The organism is Marinitoga sp. 1137 (assembly GCF_001941525.1).
Classification (GTDB): Bacteria; Thermotogota; Thermotogae; order Petrotogales; family Petrotogaceae; genus Marinitoga; species Marinitoga piezophila.
Genome location: NZ_CP009471.1, coordinates 1,836,216 through 1,855,294 on the forward strand (window position 1 = coordinate 1,836,216; position 19,079 = coordinate 1,855,294).

The window sequence follows — 19,079 nt, forward strand, 5'->3', positions numbered from 1 at the left end:
AACTCCCGCTCAATAGCGGGAGTTTTTTAAATGATATTCCATAAATTTTCAGCAACATCTTTTGCTTCGTTATAAATTTTTTCAACTTCAAAATTTACTTTCCTATTTTCCATTAAAAATTCACCGTCAATAATTGTATCAACAACATCGAGATTATCCCAGATACCAAAAAACACATGCCCAAAAATGTTATTTTCATTTAAAGGTGTAAATGGTGCATATTCAAAAGAAATCATATCGGCTTTGTATCCTTTTTCTATTCTACCAACCTTTATATTCAACATTTTTCCAAACAGGTTATATACATTATCAATATTATTCTTTAAATCATCAAAATTGAAGAATGTTGGATCTTCATATCTATATTTCTGGGTGAAATAAAGGTTTAAATATTCTCTTGTTATATTAAATCCTAAGCCGTCATTGCCTATTATTGTTTTTATATTTTTATCTTTGAGTAATTTATAATTTGGCATTCCTATGGCATTATTCATATTTGAAGTAGGATTAAGTGCAACATATACATTGTAATTTGAAATTATATCAGCTTCATTTTCATCAATATGGACACAATGGGATAATATGGAATTATCAGTTAACAAATTGAATTCTTCTAATCTTTCAACAACACGTTTTCCATATTTTTTTATTGAATCTTCCTCATCCTCTAAACTTTCAGCTACATGAATGTGTATGGGAGCACCATTTAAATTTTCTGATACCTTTTTTAATGTTTCGTTGGATAAAGAGAGTGAAGCGTGTAAACCAAACATTCCGGCAAATTTTTCAGAATTATTCTTTAAAAATTCTGTATTTTCTTCAATACATTCGTCAATATTAAATCTATCACTGGTTTCAAAACAAAAAACACCTCTTACACCAATTTTTTCTGTAACGCTTTCCTTTAATTTGTTCAATGTTCCTTTTATTGCTTGCCCGCTTGCATGATGGTCTATAATTCCTGTAATTCCATTTTTTATAAATTCTATACCGCTCACAAGACCACTATAATATGTAGTTTCAAGATCAATTTTTGAATCCATTCGCCACCATAACTGTTTTAAGATATCAGAAAAACTTTTTGGATTAAATTCAACAGCCATTCCCCTTGCAAAAGTGGAATAAATATGTGTATGTCCGTTGACAAATCCTGGCATAACGAGTTTTCCTTTAAAATCAATAATTTCTTCATTTCCTTTTTTTTTGAAATTATCCATTGAACCTGTTTCAATTATTTCTTTATCAAATCTAATATATTGATTTTCTCTATATGTTTCATAATCAAAGATATTACAATTAACAATAACCTTTACCATCTTATCTCTTCCCTTCTCAGGAATCTTCCCTTTTTCCTTGAACCGATAAATTTTCCATTGTTAATTATTATTTTACCATTTGATATTGTTGTTATAACTTTGCCTTTAACAGGGAGACCTTTATAAACTGTGTAATCTGCTGCAGAATGATGTTTTTCTATTATCCAGTCAACTTCTGGATCGAAGATTACAATATCTGCATCAGCGCCCGGTAAAAGGTTACCTTTACGTGGATATAATCCATAATACTTAGCAACATTAGAGGTGAATTTATCAATAACTTTTTCTCCAAAAAGTGTAAACATTAATGAGAATGAAAATTCCACTCCACCTATTCCCATAGGCATAATATTTGTATATCGTTTATTTTTATCCTTTGAATTAAATGGGCAATGATCCGTTCCTATTGTTTGCAAATAATCAAAATTTTCGACGAGCAAATCCTTTTCCTTTTCGCTTCTCAAAGGTGGTGTCATTGAGAATAAATATCCGTGTTTTTTTTCATATAAACTGTCATCAAAATAAAAATAATGCGGACAGCTTTCAAGAACCATATTTTTTCCTATGATATCAGAAAATTTTTTCTTTAAGACATCAAGGGAATATCCACTTGATAAATGGACTATATACAGTTGTCCTTCATAATATTCTGCCATTTCAGCTAATTTTATAACCTCTGTAGTTTCAGAAAGAGTAGATCTAATGCTGGAATGTTCCTTCATTTTTATTTTTTCCTTATTTTCTATTAGCTCATCATTTTCAGCATGCACTGTAACGACAATTCCTTCTTCAGAAGATAATGAAAGCAATTCTGATATATATTTATCCTTTGTCATTCGCTGTCCATACGTGGTAAATAATTTAATACTTGCTACGCCTAATTCTTTACATTTTTTGATTAATTTATGGGGTTCTATAGTTGGGTTTGCTATAGTGGCATGAAATGCAAAGTCGGTATGACTTTTTTGGGCTAAATTCATACGAGTTTCAAAAGCTTTTTTCAGTTCTTCCATTGTAGTTATTGGATCGAGAAAATCGATATATGAAGTAATTCCGCCATATGCTGCAGAAATTGAGCCTGTTTTAAAATTATCGACAGAAGTATATTTTCCAACGGTTAGTTCAAAATGAACATGTGGATCTATAAAACCGGGAAGTATAAACTTCCCGGAAGCATTGATTTCTTTCTTTGATTCTAAATATGATGTAGTAATATCACATATCTTTCCATTTTTAACATAAAGGTTTCCTTCTATAAATTCATTATTTATATATATTTCGCCATTTAATATCCCAAGATCAAACATGGCAATCACATCCCAATTATTATATTATCTTCCACCCATTAATAATGTCATTACAGCCTTTGCTGTATGCAATCTGTTTTCTGCTTCATCAAATATTATTGAATGTGGTCCGTCAATAACAGAATCTACAACTTCTTTTCCTCTATCTGCAGGTAATGCATGCATATAAACTGAATCCGGTCTTGTTAATTTCATCTTTTCTTCATCGCAGATCCAATCTTTATGTTTTGCGGTTTCAGCCTTAATTTCTTCTGGATCATCTGACACAAAGAATCCTCCCCAGTTCTTTGGTATAACAACATGTGCATCAACAAATGCATCTTCCATTTTATGTGAAATATTCAATTTTCCACCATATTTTTCTGCATTTTCCTGAGCCTGTTTTACAATATCAGGCATTAAATCGAATTTTTCTGGATAAGCAAGAGTTACGTCCATACCCAATCTGGTGAACAGTAATATTTGTGATTGAGGAACTGATAAAGGTTTTAAATGACTTTCAGCATATGCCCAGCTTATACCAACCTTTAAGCCTCTTAAATTCTTTCCAAATCTTTCCTGCATTGTCATTACATCGGCCAATACCTGGAACGGATGATAAACATCATCCTGTAAATTCATAACAGGTACCTGTGAAACAGAAGCCATTCCTCTTAAATATTTATTTCCTTTTCCGAATTCACATGCTCTAACTGCAATTCCGTGTCCCATTCTTGCTAAAACTCTTGCAGTATCTTCAGGTGTTTCTCCATGAGATAATTGCATTGTACTTGGGTTTAAGAAATTAGCATGACCTCCTAATTGTGCAATACCAGCTTCCATAGAGTTTCTTGTTCTTGTAGATTGGTCAAAGAATATTAAGAATAAAGTTTTATATAATAAATATGGTGTTGGTATGTTGGATGCCATTTTGATTTTTAAATCCCTTGCAAGATCTAACATCATTTCTATTTCTTCATTTGTAAAATCCTGTGTTGTAATGAAATGTCTACTTTTTTCTGTCTTAAAAAATGCTGACATAAATATCTCCCCCTTAGTTTTAATTTTTTAATTTGAAAACGTTCTCTTTTTTACTGAAAAAAATTTACTTTTTAAGTTTCTCTACCAATGTTTTTGGGAAATTAGCGTAAAATGCTGCAGCTTTAACAAGATGTTCAATCTTTACCTTTTCGTTTGGAGCATGAGCATATTTTTCATCGCCAGGTCCAAATCCAACTGTAGGTATTCCATAAACACCAGCTGTTGCAATTCCATTAGTACTAAATGTCCATTTATCAATAAATGGTTCATCATTAAATGTTTTTTCAAACGTTTCTTTTGCAGCTTGAACTACAGTAGAGTCCTCTTCAACAACCCATGTTGGAAAATATTTTTCAACTGGATATTCTACTCCTGTATAAGCAGGTTTTGAATAGGTTAATTCTACAATTTCAGCATCTATACCGGTCTTTTTAAATATTTCTCTTATCTCTTCAAATGCGCTTTCCTTTGTTTCTCCAGCTGTTAATCTTCTATCAATGTGAATAACACATTCATCAGGTACAGCGTTATGTGAAGGTGATTTAAAGAATATTTGAGAAACAACTATTGTGCCTTTACCTAAAAACGGATCATAATGCAAGTTTTCATTTAATTTTTCTATTTCATTTATAATCTTTGCCATTTTATATATAGCATTATCGCCTCTTTCTGGAGCGCTTGCATGTGCTGAAAGCCCCACTGTTTTTACTCTAAATTCTATTCTTCCTCTATGGCCTCTATAGACATTTAAACTTGTAGGTTCTGTAATAACTACAAAATCAGGTTTTAACTTGTCTTCTTCTACAATATATCTCCAACATAATCCGTCACAGTCTTCTTCCATAACTGTACCAGTTACATATACTGTAAAATCATCAAGTAAATTTAAATCCTTAAGTATTTTCATACCATATACCATAGAACACATACCGGCTTTTTGATCAGAAGCACCACGACCATAAACCCATTCTTCATCCCAATCACCACTAAATGGATCCTTATCCCACAAATCAGGATTTCCTACTTCAACTGTATCAATGTGTGCGTCCATAGCTATAACAGTTTTTCCACTGCCAATCCTTCCGAGAATATTTCCCAGACCATCGATTTTTACTTCGTCAAATCCAACCTTTTCCATCTCTTCTTTAATTACCTGAATTACTTCTTTTTCATCACCAGAATAACTTCTGGCTTTTATGAGTTTGCTCATAAATTTAACTATGTCTTCTCGGTATTTTTCTGCCAATTCTAAAGTTGTCAATCCTATCCCTCCCATATGAAAATTCTTTATATAACATTATATAACTTTAATATTAAAATTTAAAATCCATAAAAACTAAATTAACATTACTTTAGCAATTGGAATTTTTAAATATTTTTAATTATCTCAATTATTCAAAGATTTTTGAGGGAGTATAATTTATAATTGTAATTATGATATAATTAATCTACTATTAGTTATAATCAATAGAAAGGAGATGAATATGGAGAATTTAGCTGTTGCTGTTCAACCAACAATAGGATATTTTGGTGCCTTTTTAGGTGGGATAATCTCATTTTTTAGTCCCTGTATATTGCCGTTAGTTCCATTATTTTTTGGAATTCTAATGCCAGATTTGAAGGATTTTAAACTTACCTTGAAACGTGGATTAGCTTTTTTTCTTGGTTTATCGATATTCTTCTCGATGCTGGGTGTTTTAGCAGGAAGTTTGGGAACTTTTATCTCAAAATATCAAGACGTCTTTAATCTGGTTGCAGGAATATTTATTATAATAATGGGTATTTATTATCTCCTTGATAAAGAGATCTTCAAAGGATTTAAGCTGGATTTATCAAAATATAAGGGAACAACTTTTTTAGGTGCTTTTATAATGGGAATTTTAATTTCATTTATATGGATTCCATGTTCAGGACCTGTTCTCGCAGCAGTATTGACCTTTGCATCTACAACAACAAACATATTTAAAGGTGGATTTATGCTTTTCTTATATTCATTGGGGATTTCTATTCCATTTTTATTTTTCAGCGGTGTAGTAAGTAAATTATTATCCAGAATTACATTTGGGACACCAAAATGGCAAAAGATTTTAAAGGTTTCAGGGAGTTTATTATTGGTTTTAATGGGGATTCTGGTAATACTTGGAAAGTTCAATAATTTACAGGGAGTGTGAGGATAATGAAAAAAATAAGTCTTTTTATTTTATTAATAATATCAGGTGTAATTATGTATGGTTCAATCCTTCCAGATAAATTTATTGTTCATGATTTTAATGTGGCATTGAAAATTGGTGAAATAACAGGGAAAAAGGTTATAATTATGTTTTCTTCAGGAAGTTGTTATTATTGTAATAAGTTTAAAAAAGAAACTTTATATGATGAAGAGGTACAAAAGTGGTTAAGAACTGAATATATCTTTGCAGAGATATATGCTGATAAGAAAAAGATTGCCAATTATAAAGGGAAAACATTAAATTACAGGGATTTATTTGGAGCATTTGGAGTAAGAGGGACACCGACATTTTTCTTCTTTGATAGTAAAGGAGAAGCTAAAGCTCAATTGCCAGGATATGTAGATCCTACAACTTTTATTTCTATCTTAAAATACTTTAAATACTCCTCAAATCATAATATAGATTATAATACATTTGTAAAAAAGAATATAAAGGTTTCAATAGAAAAAAAGGTTTTGAACTTAACAGATGAAGAGATAAAATATTTGCTTGAAAATGATCCAAATACAGTGGAATATCAAAAAGGTGATTCTCTAGATAATTTTGTAAATGTTATTGTTAAAGAAAAATCAAAGGAAATAGAAAGTAAATTTTATGTAGTAATTTATAGTAAGTAGAATCAAAACGCTTCAGCAATAGCTAATATGCTGGAGCGTTTTATATTATAAATATGATATAATTTTGATATGGAGGTGGAAGTGATGAAAAAATTACCGGTAGGAATATCAGATTATAAGGAGTTAATAGAAGAAAATTATATATATGTAGATAAAACAAAGTATCTATATGATTTAATAAATAGTGGAAAGTTTTATTTTATGTCAAGACCTCGAAGATTCGGAAAGAGTTTAACTATATCGGCATTCTATTATTTATTTAAAGGGGAAAGAGAATTATTTAAAGATACATATATATACGACAAATTGGAGTTTAAAGAATATCCAATAATAAGATTAAATCTATTAAAAGCAAAATCAGAAAGTATAGAGAAACTTAAAGAAAGCCTCACAAAAATGATAGTTCAGGAAGGAAAAAGAAATGGAGTAAAGATAGAAGAAACAGATTATAGTTTCGCATTTGATGAATTAATAATGAAGCTATCAGAAAAAGGAAAGGTAGTAATACTGGTAGACGAATATGAAAAACCAATATTGGATAATATAACAAACAAAAAAATGGCAGAAAAATGCAGAGAAGTATTAAGAAATTTCTATTTAAATATAAAAGCAAATGACGAGCATATAAAATTTGTATTCATAACGGGGATAACAAAATTCACAAAAACAGGAGTATTCTCAGCATTAAACAATTTAAGCTATATATCCTTAAACAGAAAATATTCACAGATGTTTGGGTATACACAGGAAGAATTGGAATATTACTTTAAGGATTACATAAAAGAATTATCAAAAGAAATGGGAATAACAGAAAAAGAATTGCTTGAAGAAATGAAAAGATATTATAATGGATTTTCATTTGACGGAGAACATACAGTATATAATCCATATTCAATATTGAGATTTTTTTCGGAAAAAGAATTCCAAAACTTCTGGTTTGAAAGTGGCTCACCGAGTTTTTTGTATGAGTATATAAAAGGAAAAAAGATAGAATATGAGGATTTAGTAAAAATACCTGTAAGTGCAGAAGATTTCTCAACAAGGGAAATAGAAGATGCAAAAGCAAATATCTTCTTTACGCAGGCAGGGTATTTAACCTTTAAAGGAATAAAAAAATATGGATTAAAGAAAAAATATATACTGGACTATCCAAATTTTGAAGTGAAAGAAAGTCTTCTTAAAATACTTGAAGAGATAAATAAAGATAATAAAAAAGCAAATGAGTGAAAACTTGAAAATTCCTGAAAAAATTCGAAGTGGAGCCGGACAAAATCACACGGATGTGATTTTGAGTGAAGACGAACATGGATGTGAGTCTGCAACGGCCGGCGGGAACAAGAATTTTTGAGGATTAGAATTTTCTACTTGTTTGAACGAATTTGCTTTTTTATTATCTGAAATGTATTGATATTTACAATAATAGCCTCAGCAGGAATAGATGTAAAAGCAGAAGAATTGACAAACTTAGGAAGAAGTGATTTAGTAATAGATTTTGACGACAGGATATATTTATTTGAAATAAAACTGGATCAAAGTAGCTACGAAGCATTAAAACAGATAAAAGAAATGAAGTATTATGAAAAATACAGCGGAAAAGAAATATATCTCATAGGAATAAATATAAATTCAGAAAAAAGGAATATTGAGGAATATATAATAGAGAAGTTGTAAATTAAAAAAGGTGATAAGGTGAGAAATATATATAAAATAATAGATAAATTAAATGAAAAGATATTAGAAGCTAATGATTTTGAATATAGAACGGGAAAAGACTTTTATGAAAATAATTTAGTAGAAGAGTTTTCTGTTTTTAAAAGCAATAATAAAACAAATTTTACCGCCATTATCAATGATGGCGGAAAATTTTTTAGACCTATAATTAGTATTGATGAGGAAATAGAAGAAATATATTTTTCCTGTTCATGCAATTATGGAAAAAGCACATCATGTATGCATCTTGTATCATTAAGCTTAAAAGTAATAGATTATTTAAATAATGAAAGTAAAACACAGAGTAATATTCATGTGGAAAGCGATATTGCGGAATTTCTTGGAATTTATGATTATGGAGAAACCTATTATCTTGTATATCCTGATGAACAATATACAAAAATAAAATTAGCAGAAAAAATTGACGGTAAAATAAAATTGAGAAAAGATATTGAAACATATAATGATATATTGAAATTTCTAAAAACAGCTGTACCGGAAGATGAATATGAGATAAAAAAACTAATAGTGCCTGTGAAAATAGATAATTACTATGGAAAACACGATTATGAATTAAGATTAATGAGTTTTAGAGAATTAAAAAAAATAAAAAGCAGTAAAATACTTCTTCCAAATAAAAAAGAATTAAAATGGGGAGAAGATATAAAAATAAAGATAATTTTAGAAGGTGATTTAGAAAGTAAAAAAGGTAAAATGAAATTATTTCCCATACCAGAAAAGGAAAGAATTGTGAAAACATATAGCGATATGGCATATTTTAATAAACAAAGTATATCAATAATTGATATAAAGACTCAATTAAATATCCCCTTTTATTTAAAGAATATAGAAAGTGAATTTTCATTTGAAAATAAAAGTGATCTTGAAAATTATATAAAAGATGTTCTTTTACCTTATGAAAGATTTGGATTTGAAATAGATATAGACGAGAGATTTGGGATAAAAAAAGAGATATTTATTCCAAAATTAAATTTATATATTAATTTTCTTCAGGATAGATTTACATTTAGAGGAAGGTTTTTGTATGGAAAGGAAATTAATTTTTATGATGAATATAAATATAGAAATTATGATTTAGAAAGAAAGTTATTAAAAAATCTTGAAGAGGTTAATGTTTTTCTCGATGAAAAAGGGCAATATTCAATGGAGATAAATGATTTCTTTGAATTCCTTGAAAATGGCATGAAAAAGCTGGATAAAAATATTATTATAAAAATGAACAAGAACATAAAGTTCCATGAAGTTGAAAATATAAAGATGCAATTAAATATGAAAAATAGTTGGTTTGATGTGGAAGGTAGTCTTGAATTAAAAGGAAATAAACGTATAGATATAAGTTATTTGAGAAACAGAAAGAATAACTTTATAGTCCTTAAAGATGAAACCTTTATTAAAATTCCAGAATATATACTGGAAAAGCTTGATGATTTAAAGGTAAAAAAGGAAAAAATCACAGTTGAAAGTTATAACATATATTCATTATTAAATTCTGAAAATATAGAAATAGATACTCTCGATGAAAAAACAAAGAAATATATAGAAAAAGTAAAGAGTTTTGAAAAAATAAAAGAGTATGAAATTCCTGAATTGAAAATTCCCATGAGAAAATATCAAATTGAAGGTTATAGATTTTTAAGATATCTTCAGGAATATAATTTCAATGGTATTCTTGCTGACGATATGGGGCTTGGTAAAACGCTTCAAACTATAGCTTTAATTCTATCATTAAAAAGAAAAGACAGAAAATTCCTTATAATTGCTCCGCGTTCAGTTATATACAATTGGGCAAATGAAATAGATAAATTTACATCGAATATAAAATATTACATTTATCATAATTCTCAAAAGGATATACCTGAGGATACAGATGTAATTATAACCACTTATAATACATTGAGAAATTCCATAGAAGAATTAAAGAAAACAAAATATTTTTATATTATCCTTGATGAAGCACAATTTATCAAAAATGACGAAACTAAATTATATAAGGCAATAAGAAAACTCAAATCAAATCATAAACTCGCACTTACAGGAACGCCGCTTGAAAATTCATTAACGGATTTATATAACATATTTGAGTTTTTAATGCCGGGATTTTTTGGAAATAAAAAGGATTTTTTGAGAAAATACAACTATGCAAATAAAGAAAGTATTGAAAGATTAAAAAAGAAAATCCATCCATTTATTCTAAGAAGAACAAAAGAAAATGTACTCAAAGAATTACCGCCAAAAACAGAAGAGTATATTTTCAATGAAATGACACAACATCAAAAAAAGATTTATCATCAAATAGCAGAAGAATACAGGCAAAAAATTGCAATGTCACAGGGGACCATAAACTTTAGCGTCCTTGAAGGACTTCTAAGACTAAGACAAATTGTAAATCATCCTAAATTGCTTGGTGTAAATATAGAATCCTCAAAATTTAATATGTTTAAAAATTTTATAAAAGAAGTATTGGAAGAAAATCATAAAATAGTGATATTTTCACAATTTGTGAAAATGATTGAAATAATGGAAGAATGGCTGGAAAAGGAAAAAATTCAGTATCTTAAAATAATTGGAAAAACCAAAAAACGTGTGGAAATAGTGGAAAAATTTAATAATACAAATAATATAAAAATACTTCTTGTAAGTCTAAAAGCCGGTGGAACAGGATTAAATATTACCGGTGCAGATTATGTTATTCATTACGATCCGTGGTGGAATCCGGCGGTTGAAAACCAGGCCACCGATAGAGTCTATAGAATTGGTCAGAATAAACCTGTATTTGTATACAAGTTTATAACAAGAGAATCAATAGAAGAAAAAATAATGAAATTAAAGGAAGCAAAGGAAGATTTATACAATCTTGCAATATCCACAGAAAAAGGTGTTCTAAAGAATTTGAGTCGGGAAGATATTTATCAGTTATTCGAATAATTTATCAAACATAAAAGGGTAACCACCGGATGATGTTTCAAAGGAGTAATAACTTCTTAATCATTAGGTAATTGACAGAAGGTTGATTATCTGTTATAATAAACTCCGGAAAGTTGAGATGCCGACGTAGCTCAACTGGCAGAGCGGCTGACTTGTAATCAGCAGGTTGGGGGTTCGAGTCCCTTCGTCGGCTCCAAATTTTTTTTCTTTTTTTATCGGTGGTGAGGTGCCCGAGCGGCCAAAGGGGGCGGACTGTAAATCCGCTGGCGGATTGCCTTCGAAGGTTCGAATCCTTCCCTCACCACCATTTTATCAATTATAATGGCATGTGAGGTGAAATAAAATGGCAGCTAAAAGTCCTGTTTTAACTGTATCATTAAAATGTACAGAATGTAATAGAAGAAATTACTACAAAACAAGAAAAAGAACATTTAAAAAGAAATTGGAATTCAGAAAATACTGTCCACACTGTAACAAGCACACATTACATGTTGAATCAAAGATATAAACTAAAAGAAATTTCGAAGAAAATTAACCCCCTTAACAGGGGGTCATGATTAAATTCTGGGGGTGTTTTGATGTCAAAGTTCTGGATATTCCTTAGCTCAGTATGGCAGGAAGCAAAAAAAGTAAAATGGCCAAATAAAAAAGAAGCATTAACATCAACATTAATAGTTGTTGCGATATTGATATTTGTATCAGTTTATTTGTTCTTAATTGATTATGGGTTCTTAAACTTATTTACTAAATTCATATATCCCTTAATTGGTATAAAGACAGGAATGGGAACCGGATCAACTCAATGATAAAAAAGCAGGTGGATAATAATGCGTAAAAAATGGTATATTTTGCAAACTTTTTCAGGAATGGAGAATAAAGTAAAAGAATTAATTGAAGAAAAAGCCAGATTGTTTGAAAAGGAAAAGTTCTTTGGTAAAATTCTTATTCCTGAAGAAAGTGAAATAGACTTAACAAATAAAAAAGTTGATAGAATTGTTGTTGAAAAAGATGCGATAATTCATGTAAAAAATGGCGATAATGTCAAAAAAGGTGATATTATTGCTGAAGAGCCGGAAGTAATAGTAAAAAGATCAGGAGTTATTTCTGAAATAAAAAATTTTAGAAGAATAATTATTGAAACAAAAGATAGAAAGTATTTAAAAGATTATACAATACCAGAAAGTGCAAAAATAATGGGAGGATTAAAAATTAATACTCCTGTAGAAATAGGAATGCCTCTTGCAGCAGAGGGAGGATATGAATCAGCTTTTGATGGTACTGTTGTAGCTGTTGAAAAATTAAAAAGAATAGTTGTAAGTACTGATGATCATGGTGAAGATTTATACTATATATATAAAGATAATTTTGATTCAGCTGCTTTTAGAAAAGGGACATATGTAGAAAAAGGTCAAATGTTATCAAATAAAAAAGAATTTAAAGCAAAATCTTCTGGTAAGGTTGAAATTAGAGATTTTGGATCATGGAAACAGATAATTATATTAAAAACAAGAATATCCAGGTTATTTCCGGGTTATATGTTTATTGAAATGATTTTAAACAAAGAAACACAGGAAATGGTAAAAAATATTCCATATGTAATAAACTTTATAAATATAGGCGGAACGCCTGTGCAATTGAAAAATAAAGAAGTAAAAGCTTTATTAAGATTAACAGGTGAAGAATCATATGAAGTAAAAGAAAGTAAAATAAGAGTTGATTATGAAGTTGGAGAACATGTAAGAATAATAAATGGTCCATTTGAATTCTTTACAGGTAAAATTACAGAAATTGATTTACATAAACAAACTGTTAAAGTAACAATTAATATGTTTGGTAGAGAAACAGATGTAGAATTAGGTTTAACTGAAATAGAAAAAATTAGCTAATAAGTGGGAGGGTTATCCCGCTAATACCACGAAGGAGGGAACATTATGGCAAAAAAAGTTGCAAGGGTAGTTAAATTGCAATTACCTGCAGGTAAAGCCACACCTGCGCCACCAGTTGGTCCTGCATTAGGTCAGCATGGTGTAAACTTGATGGAATTCTGTAAAAAATTCAACGCAGCAACAGCTGATAAAGCTGGAATGATTATTCCTGTTGAAATTACAGTATTTGAAGACAGATCATTTACATTTACATTGAAAACCCCCCCAGCTTCCTTCTTGATCTTACAGGCAGCTGGACTTAAAAAAGGTGCAAACAACCCAGGAAGAGAAATTGTTGGAAAGATCACAACAACACAGGTAAAAGAAATCGCAGAAATCAAGATGCCCGACTTAAACGCAAGAACAATTGAAGCTGCAATGGAAATAATAAAAGGTACAGCAAGAAACATGGGCATCGAAGTAGTAGAAGGTTAAGGGGGTGTATGTGAATGTCAAGACATGGTAAAAGATACTTAGAAGCAAGAAAATTAATTGATAGAGAAAAATTCTATTCACTTGATGAAGCATTAGAATTATTACCAAAAATTGCAACTGCAAAATTCGATGAAAGTGTTGAATTACATATAATTCTTGGAATTGATCCAAGAAAAAGTGATCAGCAGGTAAGAGGTAACATCTCATTACCACATGGAACAGGTAAAAATGTAAGAGTTCTTGTTTTCGCTAAAGGTGAAAAAGTTAAGGAAGCATTAGATGCTGGTGCTGATTATGCAGGATCAGACGAATTAATTCAGAAAATCAACGAAGGTTGGACAGACTTTGATGTTGCAATTGCAACACCTGATATGATGAGAGAAATTGGAAGATTAGGTAAAGTATTAGGTCCAAGAGGATTAATGCCATCACCAAAAGGTGGAACAGTAACAAATGATGTTGCTGATGCAGTAAAAGAATTTAAAGCTGGTAAAATTGAAGTTAGAAACGATAAAACAGGTAACTTACATGTTGCTGTAGGTAAAAAATCATTTGAACCAGCAAAATTAAAAGAAAATATCGTTGAAGCATTACAACAAATAGAAAAAATGAGACCATCAGCAGCTAAAGGTAAATTTATCAGAAAAGTTTCTTTAGCACCTACAATGGGTCCTGGAATGAAAATAAACGTTTCAGAGTTTTTAACTGAAAAGTAATAATTATTGGTTATAATACCTCAGGAAATAAATAGTACTGAAGACAGCAGGTAATATTATAATGTGGTGAAAACCCGCCTGCCGAGGTACGCTGAAGATAAAACAATAAATGTTTTAGTCCTTCTGCGGTCCTCGTCAGGACCGCAGATTTTTTTGGAGGAGGTGCGATTCGGTGTTAACAAGAGCTCAAAAAGCAGAAATGCTCAAAGAATTAGAAAGTGCATTTAAAGATTCTTCAATAGTTGTTTTCGTAGATTTTAAAGGTATGTCTGTTGCTGAATCAAATGATTTCAGAACAGATTTGTTCAAAAAATTCGAAGACAAGGTTGTATTCAGGGTTTATAGAAATGCATTGATAAAAACAGCTATTAAAAATGCAGGTTTAAACCTTGAAGACTATGAAGAATTCTTAAATGGTAACACAGCTTTACTTTACACAAAGGAAGCTGATCCAATTGAAACATTAAAAGTATTGGTAGAATTCAAGAAAAAATTAAAGAAGGATACACCAGCTATTAAAGCAGGTATTCTTGAAGGAAAACTCTTCACACCAGAAGAAGCAGAAGAATTGGCAAAACTTCCATCAAAGGAACAGTTGCTTGCTATGCTTGTTGGTGGCTTAAATGCTCCTATTTCAGGTTTGGTTGGTGCATTAAGCGGTATCTTGAGAAAGTTCGTATATGCTTTAAACGCTATTAAAGAAGAAAAAGAAAAACAATAATTTAAATATTTTCAGGAGGTGTTTTGGAATGACAAGAGAAGAATTAATTCAAGCAATTAAAGAAATGACAGTAGCAGAATTAGCAGAATTGGTAAAGGCATTAGAAGATGAATTTGGAGTATCAGCAGCAGCACCAGTTGCAGTTGCAGCAGCACCAGTAGCAGGTGGAGCAGCTCCAGCAGCAGAAGAAAAAGATTCATTTGATGTTGTATTAAAGAGCTTCGGTGCAAAGAAAATAAACGTAATTAAAGTAGTTAGAGAAATTACAGGATTAGGTCTTAAAGAAGCAAAAGACTTAGTAGAAAAAGCAGGAACACCAGACGCAGTAGTTAAAGAAGGAGCTTCAAAAGACGAAGCAGAAGAATTAAAGAAAAAATTAGAAGAAGCTGGCGCAGAAGTAGAATTGAAGTAATTTCTTAAAGAAAAATAAACTTTTATATGATATAATTGTTCCGCATCAGACTAACGTCTGATGCGGTATTGTTTTGCTAATAAAATTTCAGGAAGACGAGGTGATTCTTTGTGAACACCCGGGTGTTAAAAGTGGGTAAAAGAGAAAGGCATTTTTTTGGTAAGGTAAAGGAAGATTTAAACCTTTATCATGATTTGTTGGAGATTCAGCTTAACTCCTATGAATGGTTTATTAAACATGGAGTTAAAGAGGTGCTTGATAAATATGCACCAATTACCGTTGAATTAAAAGGGAAGAGAAAAGCAAAAATCTCGCTTGAATTTACAGATGTATGGATTGAAGATCCGCTTTTTGAGGAAATGGAATGTAAGGAAAAAGGACTTTCTTACGTAGTTCCTCTAAAAGCAAAAATAAGAATAACAGATCACAGTACTGGGGAAATCATTGAACCCAGTGATTCGTTATTTTTTGGGAATATTCCAAAGATTACAGATAGAAGCACCTTTATTATCAATGGTGCGGAGAGGGTAGTAGTTAACCAGCTTGTTAGATCGCCTGGTGTATACTTTGTTAGTGAAGAACAAAAAAGCGTGAAACAAACAAGACCACATTTTGTAGCTCATTTCCTTCCTGTAAAAGGGGCATGGCTTGAAATAATATACAATCCAAATCCAGGTAAAGATTTCTTACAAATTAGAATCGATAGAAAAAGAAAATTCAATTACTTCCTATTCTTAAGGGCTTTGGGTTACGACTCAGATTTAGCTTTGTTAGATCTCTATCCAGAAACAATTAGTTTAAATTATGATCTAACAGAATATATTGAAAGAGGCGTAACAATCCTTTCAGACATAAAAGTTCCAGAAGGCTCAGAATTATACAAAGAAACAAAAACATTTAGAGGAGTAAAATTAACAGAAAAAATAGTTGAAATGCTCTTAGATTTAAATGTAACAGAAATAAAAGTTGCACATATTGTAGCGCAAAATACACTTGAAATGTTTAAAAAATCATATGAATCAGATGGAAATTTATTAACTCCTGAAGAAGCTTATAAAGAATTATTCAAAAAACTCAGACCTGGTGAAATTCCAAGAGTTAATATAGCTACAGATTACATAAATAATCTCTACTTTAATCCTAATACATTCGATTTCTCATTAATTGGTAGAAAGAAAATCGTCAACAGAATGGGCGATGTATACAGGAAATATTTAATAGAAGTAGAGGGAAAAGATATAGATAAAAGTGAAGATGTAGAATATCCTCATAAAGATGAAAAAACATTAACAAAACTCGACTTAATTCTTGCATCAAGACATTTACTTGAAATGAAAAATAACCCGGAACTCCTTGATACAAGAGATCATCTTGGTAATAAACGTGTAAGATCAGTTGGGGAATTAATGCAAATTGAATTTGAAAGATCATTCTCAAAAATGCTTCCTGTGTTGAATGAAAAATTAAGTATAGTTCAAAATATACAAAAATTAAATCCAAATACTCTCGTTAATTCAAGAGCTATTATGACAACAATAAATCAATTCTTTGCAACAAGTCAGTTATCGCAGTTTATGGACCAGGTAAATCCCCTTTCTGAATTAACACATAAAAGAAGATTATCAGCAATAGGTCCGGGCGGTTTAAAGAGAGAACATGCAAAGTTTGAAGTTAGGGACGTTCACCATTCACATTATGGAAGAATGTGTCCTATTGAAACACCAGAAGGTGCCAATATCGGTTTAATTACTTCATTGGCAATTCTTTCAAGGGTTGATGAATTTGGATTCCTTGAAACACCATATTATAAAGTAAAAGATGGTAAGGTTTTATATGATAAAGGAGTATATTGGTTAACTGCAGATCAGGAAGAAGAAAAAATAATTGCTCCTGCATCTGTTGAAATAGATGAAAATGGAATGATTAAAGCTGAATATGTTGAAATTAGGCATGCCGGTAAAGTTACATATGTTCATAGAGAAGATGTAGAATTTATAGCAGTAACTCCAAAACAGATTGTATCTGTTTCAACATCATTAATACCATTCCTTGAACACGATGATGCTAACCGTGCGTTGATGGGTTCAAACATGCAGAGACAGGCAGTACCTTTAATGATTACAGAAGCACCATTTGTTGGGACAGGGGTTGAATGGTTAGCAGCAAGGGATTCAGGTTATGTAATTAAGGCAAAACATAGAGGAAAGGTTTCATACGTAGATGCTAAAACAATAATAATAAATAGAATAGATGAAGAAGGAAATGAAATATTAGATAAAAATGGAAATCCAGTTCAGGACAAATATACATTATGGAAATTCATAAGATCAAACCAGGATACAACAGTAAATCAAAGACCAATTGTTGAAATGGGTGAAGTTGTAGAAAAAGGAGATCCAATTGCAGATGGTCCTGCAATAGATATGGGAGAATTAGCGCTTGGTAAAAATGTTCTTGTAGCATTTATGCCATGGGAAGGATACAACTTCGAAGATGCTATCCTTGTTAATGAAGAACTACTTGAAAGGGATACATTTACATCATTACATATAGAAGTATATGAAACAAAAGCAATGGATACACAACTTGGTCCAGAAGAAATTACAGCAGATATTCCTAACGTAAAGAAAGAGTCATTAAGAAACCTCGATGAAAACGGTATTGTAAGAGTTGGTGCATATGTAACTTCAGGTGATATACTTGTTGGTAAAGTTACACCAAGAGGAGAATCAGAAACATCACCAGAAGAAAAACTCATAAGATCCGTTTTTGGAGATAGAGGTAAGGATGTAAAAGATACATCATTAACAGTACCTCATGGAATTGAAGGTAGAGTTATTGATGTTAAAGTATATACAAGAAAAGATATTCCAGATTTAGAAACAGGTGTAAATCAATACGTAAAAGTTTATATAGCTTCAAAGAAAACATTAAATGTTGGAGATAAATTGGCAGGGCGTCACGGTAATAAGGGTGTTGTTTCAAACATCTTGAGAAAAGAAGATATGCCATTCCTACCAAATGGAAAGCCAATTGAAATGATCCTTAGTCCTTTAGGGGTTCCATCACGTATGAACCTTGGGCAGGTTTTAGAAATGCACCTTGGTTGGTTAGCAAAATTAACAGGAAGACATTTTGCAACACCAATATTTGATGGTGCAAAAGAATATGAAATAATGGAAGAATTATATAAAGCAAGAAAGAACAACAGAATGGACGAATTAGATGCAGTTCGTAAAGAATATGGTCTTGATCTTGGTGACGATCCAAAAACAGAAAGTGGGAAGATCGTATTAAGAGATGGAAGAACAGGAGAACCATTTGATTATCCTATTGCAATAGGATATATGTACATGTTAAGACTTGTGCATATTGCGAAAGATAAAATGCACGCACGTTCTACAGGTCCATATTCATTAATTCACCAGCAACCACTTGGAGGTAAAGCTCACTTTGGTGGTCAGAGATTTGGTGAAATGGAAGTTTGGGCTTTGGAAGCATATGGTGCAGCACATACATTAACAGAAATGCTTACATACAAATCAGATGATATTAAAGGAAGAAATGAAGTATATAAAGCAATCTTAAATGGTAAGAATTTACCTGATCCTGGAATTCCAGAAAGTTTCAAAGTTCTTGTAAAGGAATTACAGGGATTAATGCTCGATGTTCGTTTGTATGATGAGGACGGTAACGAATTAGATGTTGACAAATTATAAAATC

The 19,079-nt window shown here is 30.8% G+C and carries 15 protein-coding genes, 2 tRNA genes, 1 pseudogene and 1 other annotated feature; of the genes and pseudogenes, 14 read left to right on the plus strand and 4 right to left on the minus strand.

Features of this window, described 5'->3' with window-relative positions:
• Window positions 1-26 precede the first annotated feature (26 nt).
• From LN42_RS08780 to LN42_RS08795, 4 genes are all read right to left on the minus strand, one after another.
• Window positions 27-1,316, minus strand: coding sequence for an amidohydrolase family protein (locus tag LN42_RS08780; RefSeq protein ID WP_075780702.1), 1,290 nt, complete (start codon window positions 1,314-1,316; stop codon window positions 27-29).
• Entirely contained in the window at window positions 1,310-2,623 is a 1,314-nt protein-coding gene (locus LN42_RS08785) for a dihydroorotase family protein (protein ID WP_075780703.1), read from the minus strand. The genes LN42_RS08780 and LN42_RS08785 overlap by 7 nt, the downstream gene beginning before the upstream one ends.
• A 24-nt stretch (window positions 2,624-2,647) precedes the next feature.
• Window positions 2,648-3,643, minus strand: a complete 996-nt coding sequence (locus tag LN42_RS08790) for an ornithine carbamoyltransferase (protein ID WP_014297164.1) — start codon at window positions 3,641-3,643, stop codon at window positions 2,648-2,650.
• Window positions 3,644-3,707: 64 nt separating this feature from the next.
• Window positions 3,708-4,919: a YgeY family selenium metabolism-linked hydrolase gene (locus tag LN42_RS08795; RefSeq protein WP_041638591.1), complete on the minus strand. Its 1,212-nt coding sequence runs from the start codon at window positions 4,917-4,919 to the stop codon at window positions 3,708-3,710.
• 208 nt (window positions 4,920-5,127) lie between these two features.
• Here LN42_RS08795 and LN42_RS08800 point away from each other — a divergent pair, with 208 nt between their 5' ends.
• The 14 genes and pseudogenes from LN42_RS08800 to LN42_RS08865 all read left to right on the plus strand — a co-directional run bounded on the left by LN42_RS08800 (window position 5,128) and on the right by LN42_RS08865 (window position 19,075).
• The gene (locus LN42_RS08800; RefSeq protein WP_014297166.1) at window positions 5,128-5,814 is read left to right on the plus strand and encodes a cytochrome c biogenesis CcdA family protein; all 687 of its coding nucleotides are present in this window, start codon (window positions 5,128-5,130) and stop codon (window positions 5,812-5,814) included.
• A 5-nt stretch (window positions 5,815-5,819) separates the two neighbouring features.
• Window positions 5,820-6,491: a thioredoxin fold domain-containing protein gene (locus tag LN42_RS08805; protein WP_075780704.1), complete on the plus strand. Its 672-nt coding sequence runs from the start codon at window positions 5,820-5,822 to the stop codon at window positions 6,489-6,491.
• Between the two features lie 84 nt (window positions 6,492-6,575).
• A pseudogene (locus tag LN42_RS08810) lies at window positions 6,576-8,162 on the plus strand (AAA family ATPase).
• Window positions 8,163-8,180: 18 nt separating this feature from the next.
• Window positions 8,181-11,147: a DEAD/DEAH box helicase gene (locus LN42_RS08815; protein ID WP_075780705.1), complete on the plus strand. Its 2,967-nt coding sequence runs from the start codon at window positions 8,181-8,183 to the stop codon at window positions 11,145-11,147.
• A gap of 120 nt (window positions 11,148-11,267) precedes the next feature.
• Window positions 11,268-11,343: transfer RNA gene (locus tag LN42_RS08820), tRNA-Thr, on the plus strand.
• Window positions 11,344-11,367: 24 nt separating this feature from the next.
• A tRNA-Tyr gene (locus LN42_RS08825) sits at window positions 11,368-11,454 on the plus strand.
• Window positions 11,455-11,490: 36 nt separating this feature from the next.
• The gene (gene rpmG / locus LN42_RS08830) at window positions 11,491-11,655 is read left to right on the plus strand and encodes a 50S ribosomal protein L33 (RefSeq protein ID WP_014297169.1); all 165 of its coding nucleotides are present in this window, start codon (window positions 11,491-11,493) and stop codon (window positions 11,653-11,655) included.
• A 70-nt stretch (window positions 11,656-11,725) separates the two neighbouring features.
• The gene (secE, locus tag LN42_RS08835) at window positions 11,726-11,953 is read left to right on the plus strand and encodes a preprotein translocase subunit SecE (RefSeq protein WP_014297170.1); all 228 of its coding nucleotides are present in this window, start codon (window positions 11,726-11,728) and stop codon (window positions 11,951-11,953) included.
• 21 nt (window positions 11,954-11,974) lie between these two features.
• Entirely contained in the window at window positions 11,975-13,033 is a 1,059-nt protein-coding gene (locus LN42_RS08840) for a transcription termination/antitermination NusG family protein (protein ID WP_014297171.1), read from the plus strand.
• Window positions 13,034-13,078: 45 nt separating this feature from the next.
• Window positions 13,079-13,507, plus strand: a complete 429-nt coding sequence (rplK, locus tag LN42_RS08845; RefSeq protein WP_014297172.1) for a 50S ribosomal protein L11 — start codon at window positions 13,079-13,081, stop codon at window positions 13,505-13,507.
• 14 nt (window positions 13,508-13,521) lie between these two features.
• Complete coding sequence (gene rplA, locus LN42_RS08850; RefSeq protein ID WP_014297173.1) at window positions 13,522-14,223, plus strand: 50S ribosomal protein L1; 702 nt, start codon at window positions 13,522-13,524, stop codon at window positions 14,221-14,223.
• A gap of 19 nt (window positions 14,224-14,242) precedes the next feature.
• Window positions 14,243-14,386 (plus strand) — a sequence feature (ribosomal protein L10 leader region).
• 9 nt (window positions 14,387-14,395) lie between these two features.
• Entirely contained in the window at window positions 14,396-14,944 is a 549-nt protein-coding gene (gene rplJ, locus LN42_RS08855; RefSeq protein ID WP_014297174.1) for a 50S ribosomal protein L10, read from the plus strand.
• A gap of 28 nt (window positions 14,945-14,972) precedes the next feature.
• Window positions 14,973-15,356 (plus strand): 50S ribosomal protein L7/L12, encoded by a 384-nt coding sequence (gene rplL, locus LN42_RS08860; protein ID WP_014297175.1) that lies wholly within the window; start codon window positions 14,973-14,975, stop codon window positions 15,354-15,356.
• 110 nt (window positions 15,357-15,466) lie between these two features.
• Window positions 15,467-19,075, plus strand: a complete 3,609-nt coding sequence (locus LN42_RS08865) for a DNA-directed RNA polymerase subunit beta (protein WP_014297176.1) — start codon at window positions 15,467-15,469, stop codon at window positions 19,073-19,075.
• The last annotated feature ends 4 nt before the right edge of the window (window positions 19,076-19,079 follow it).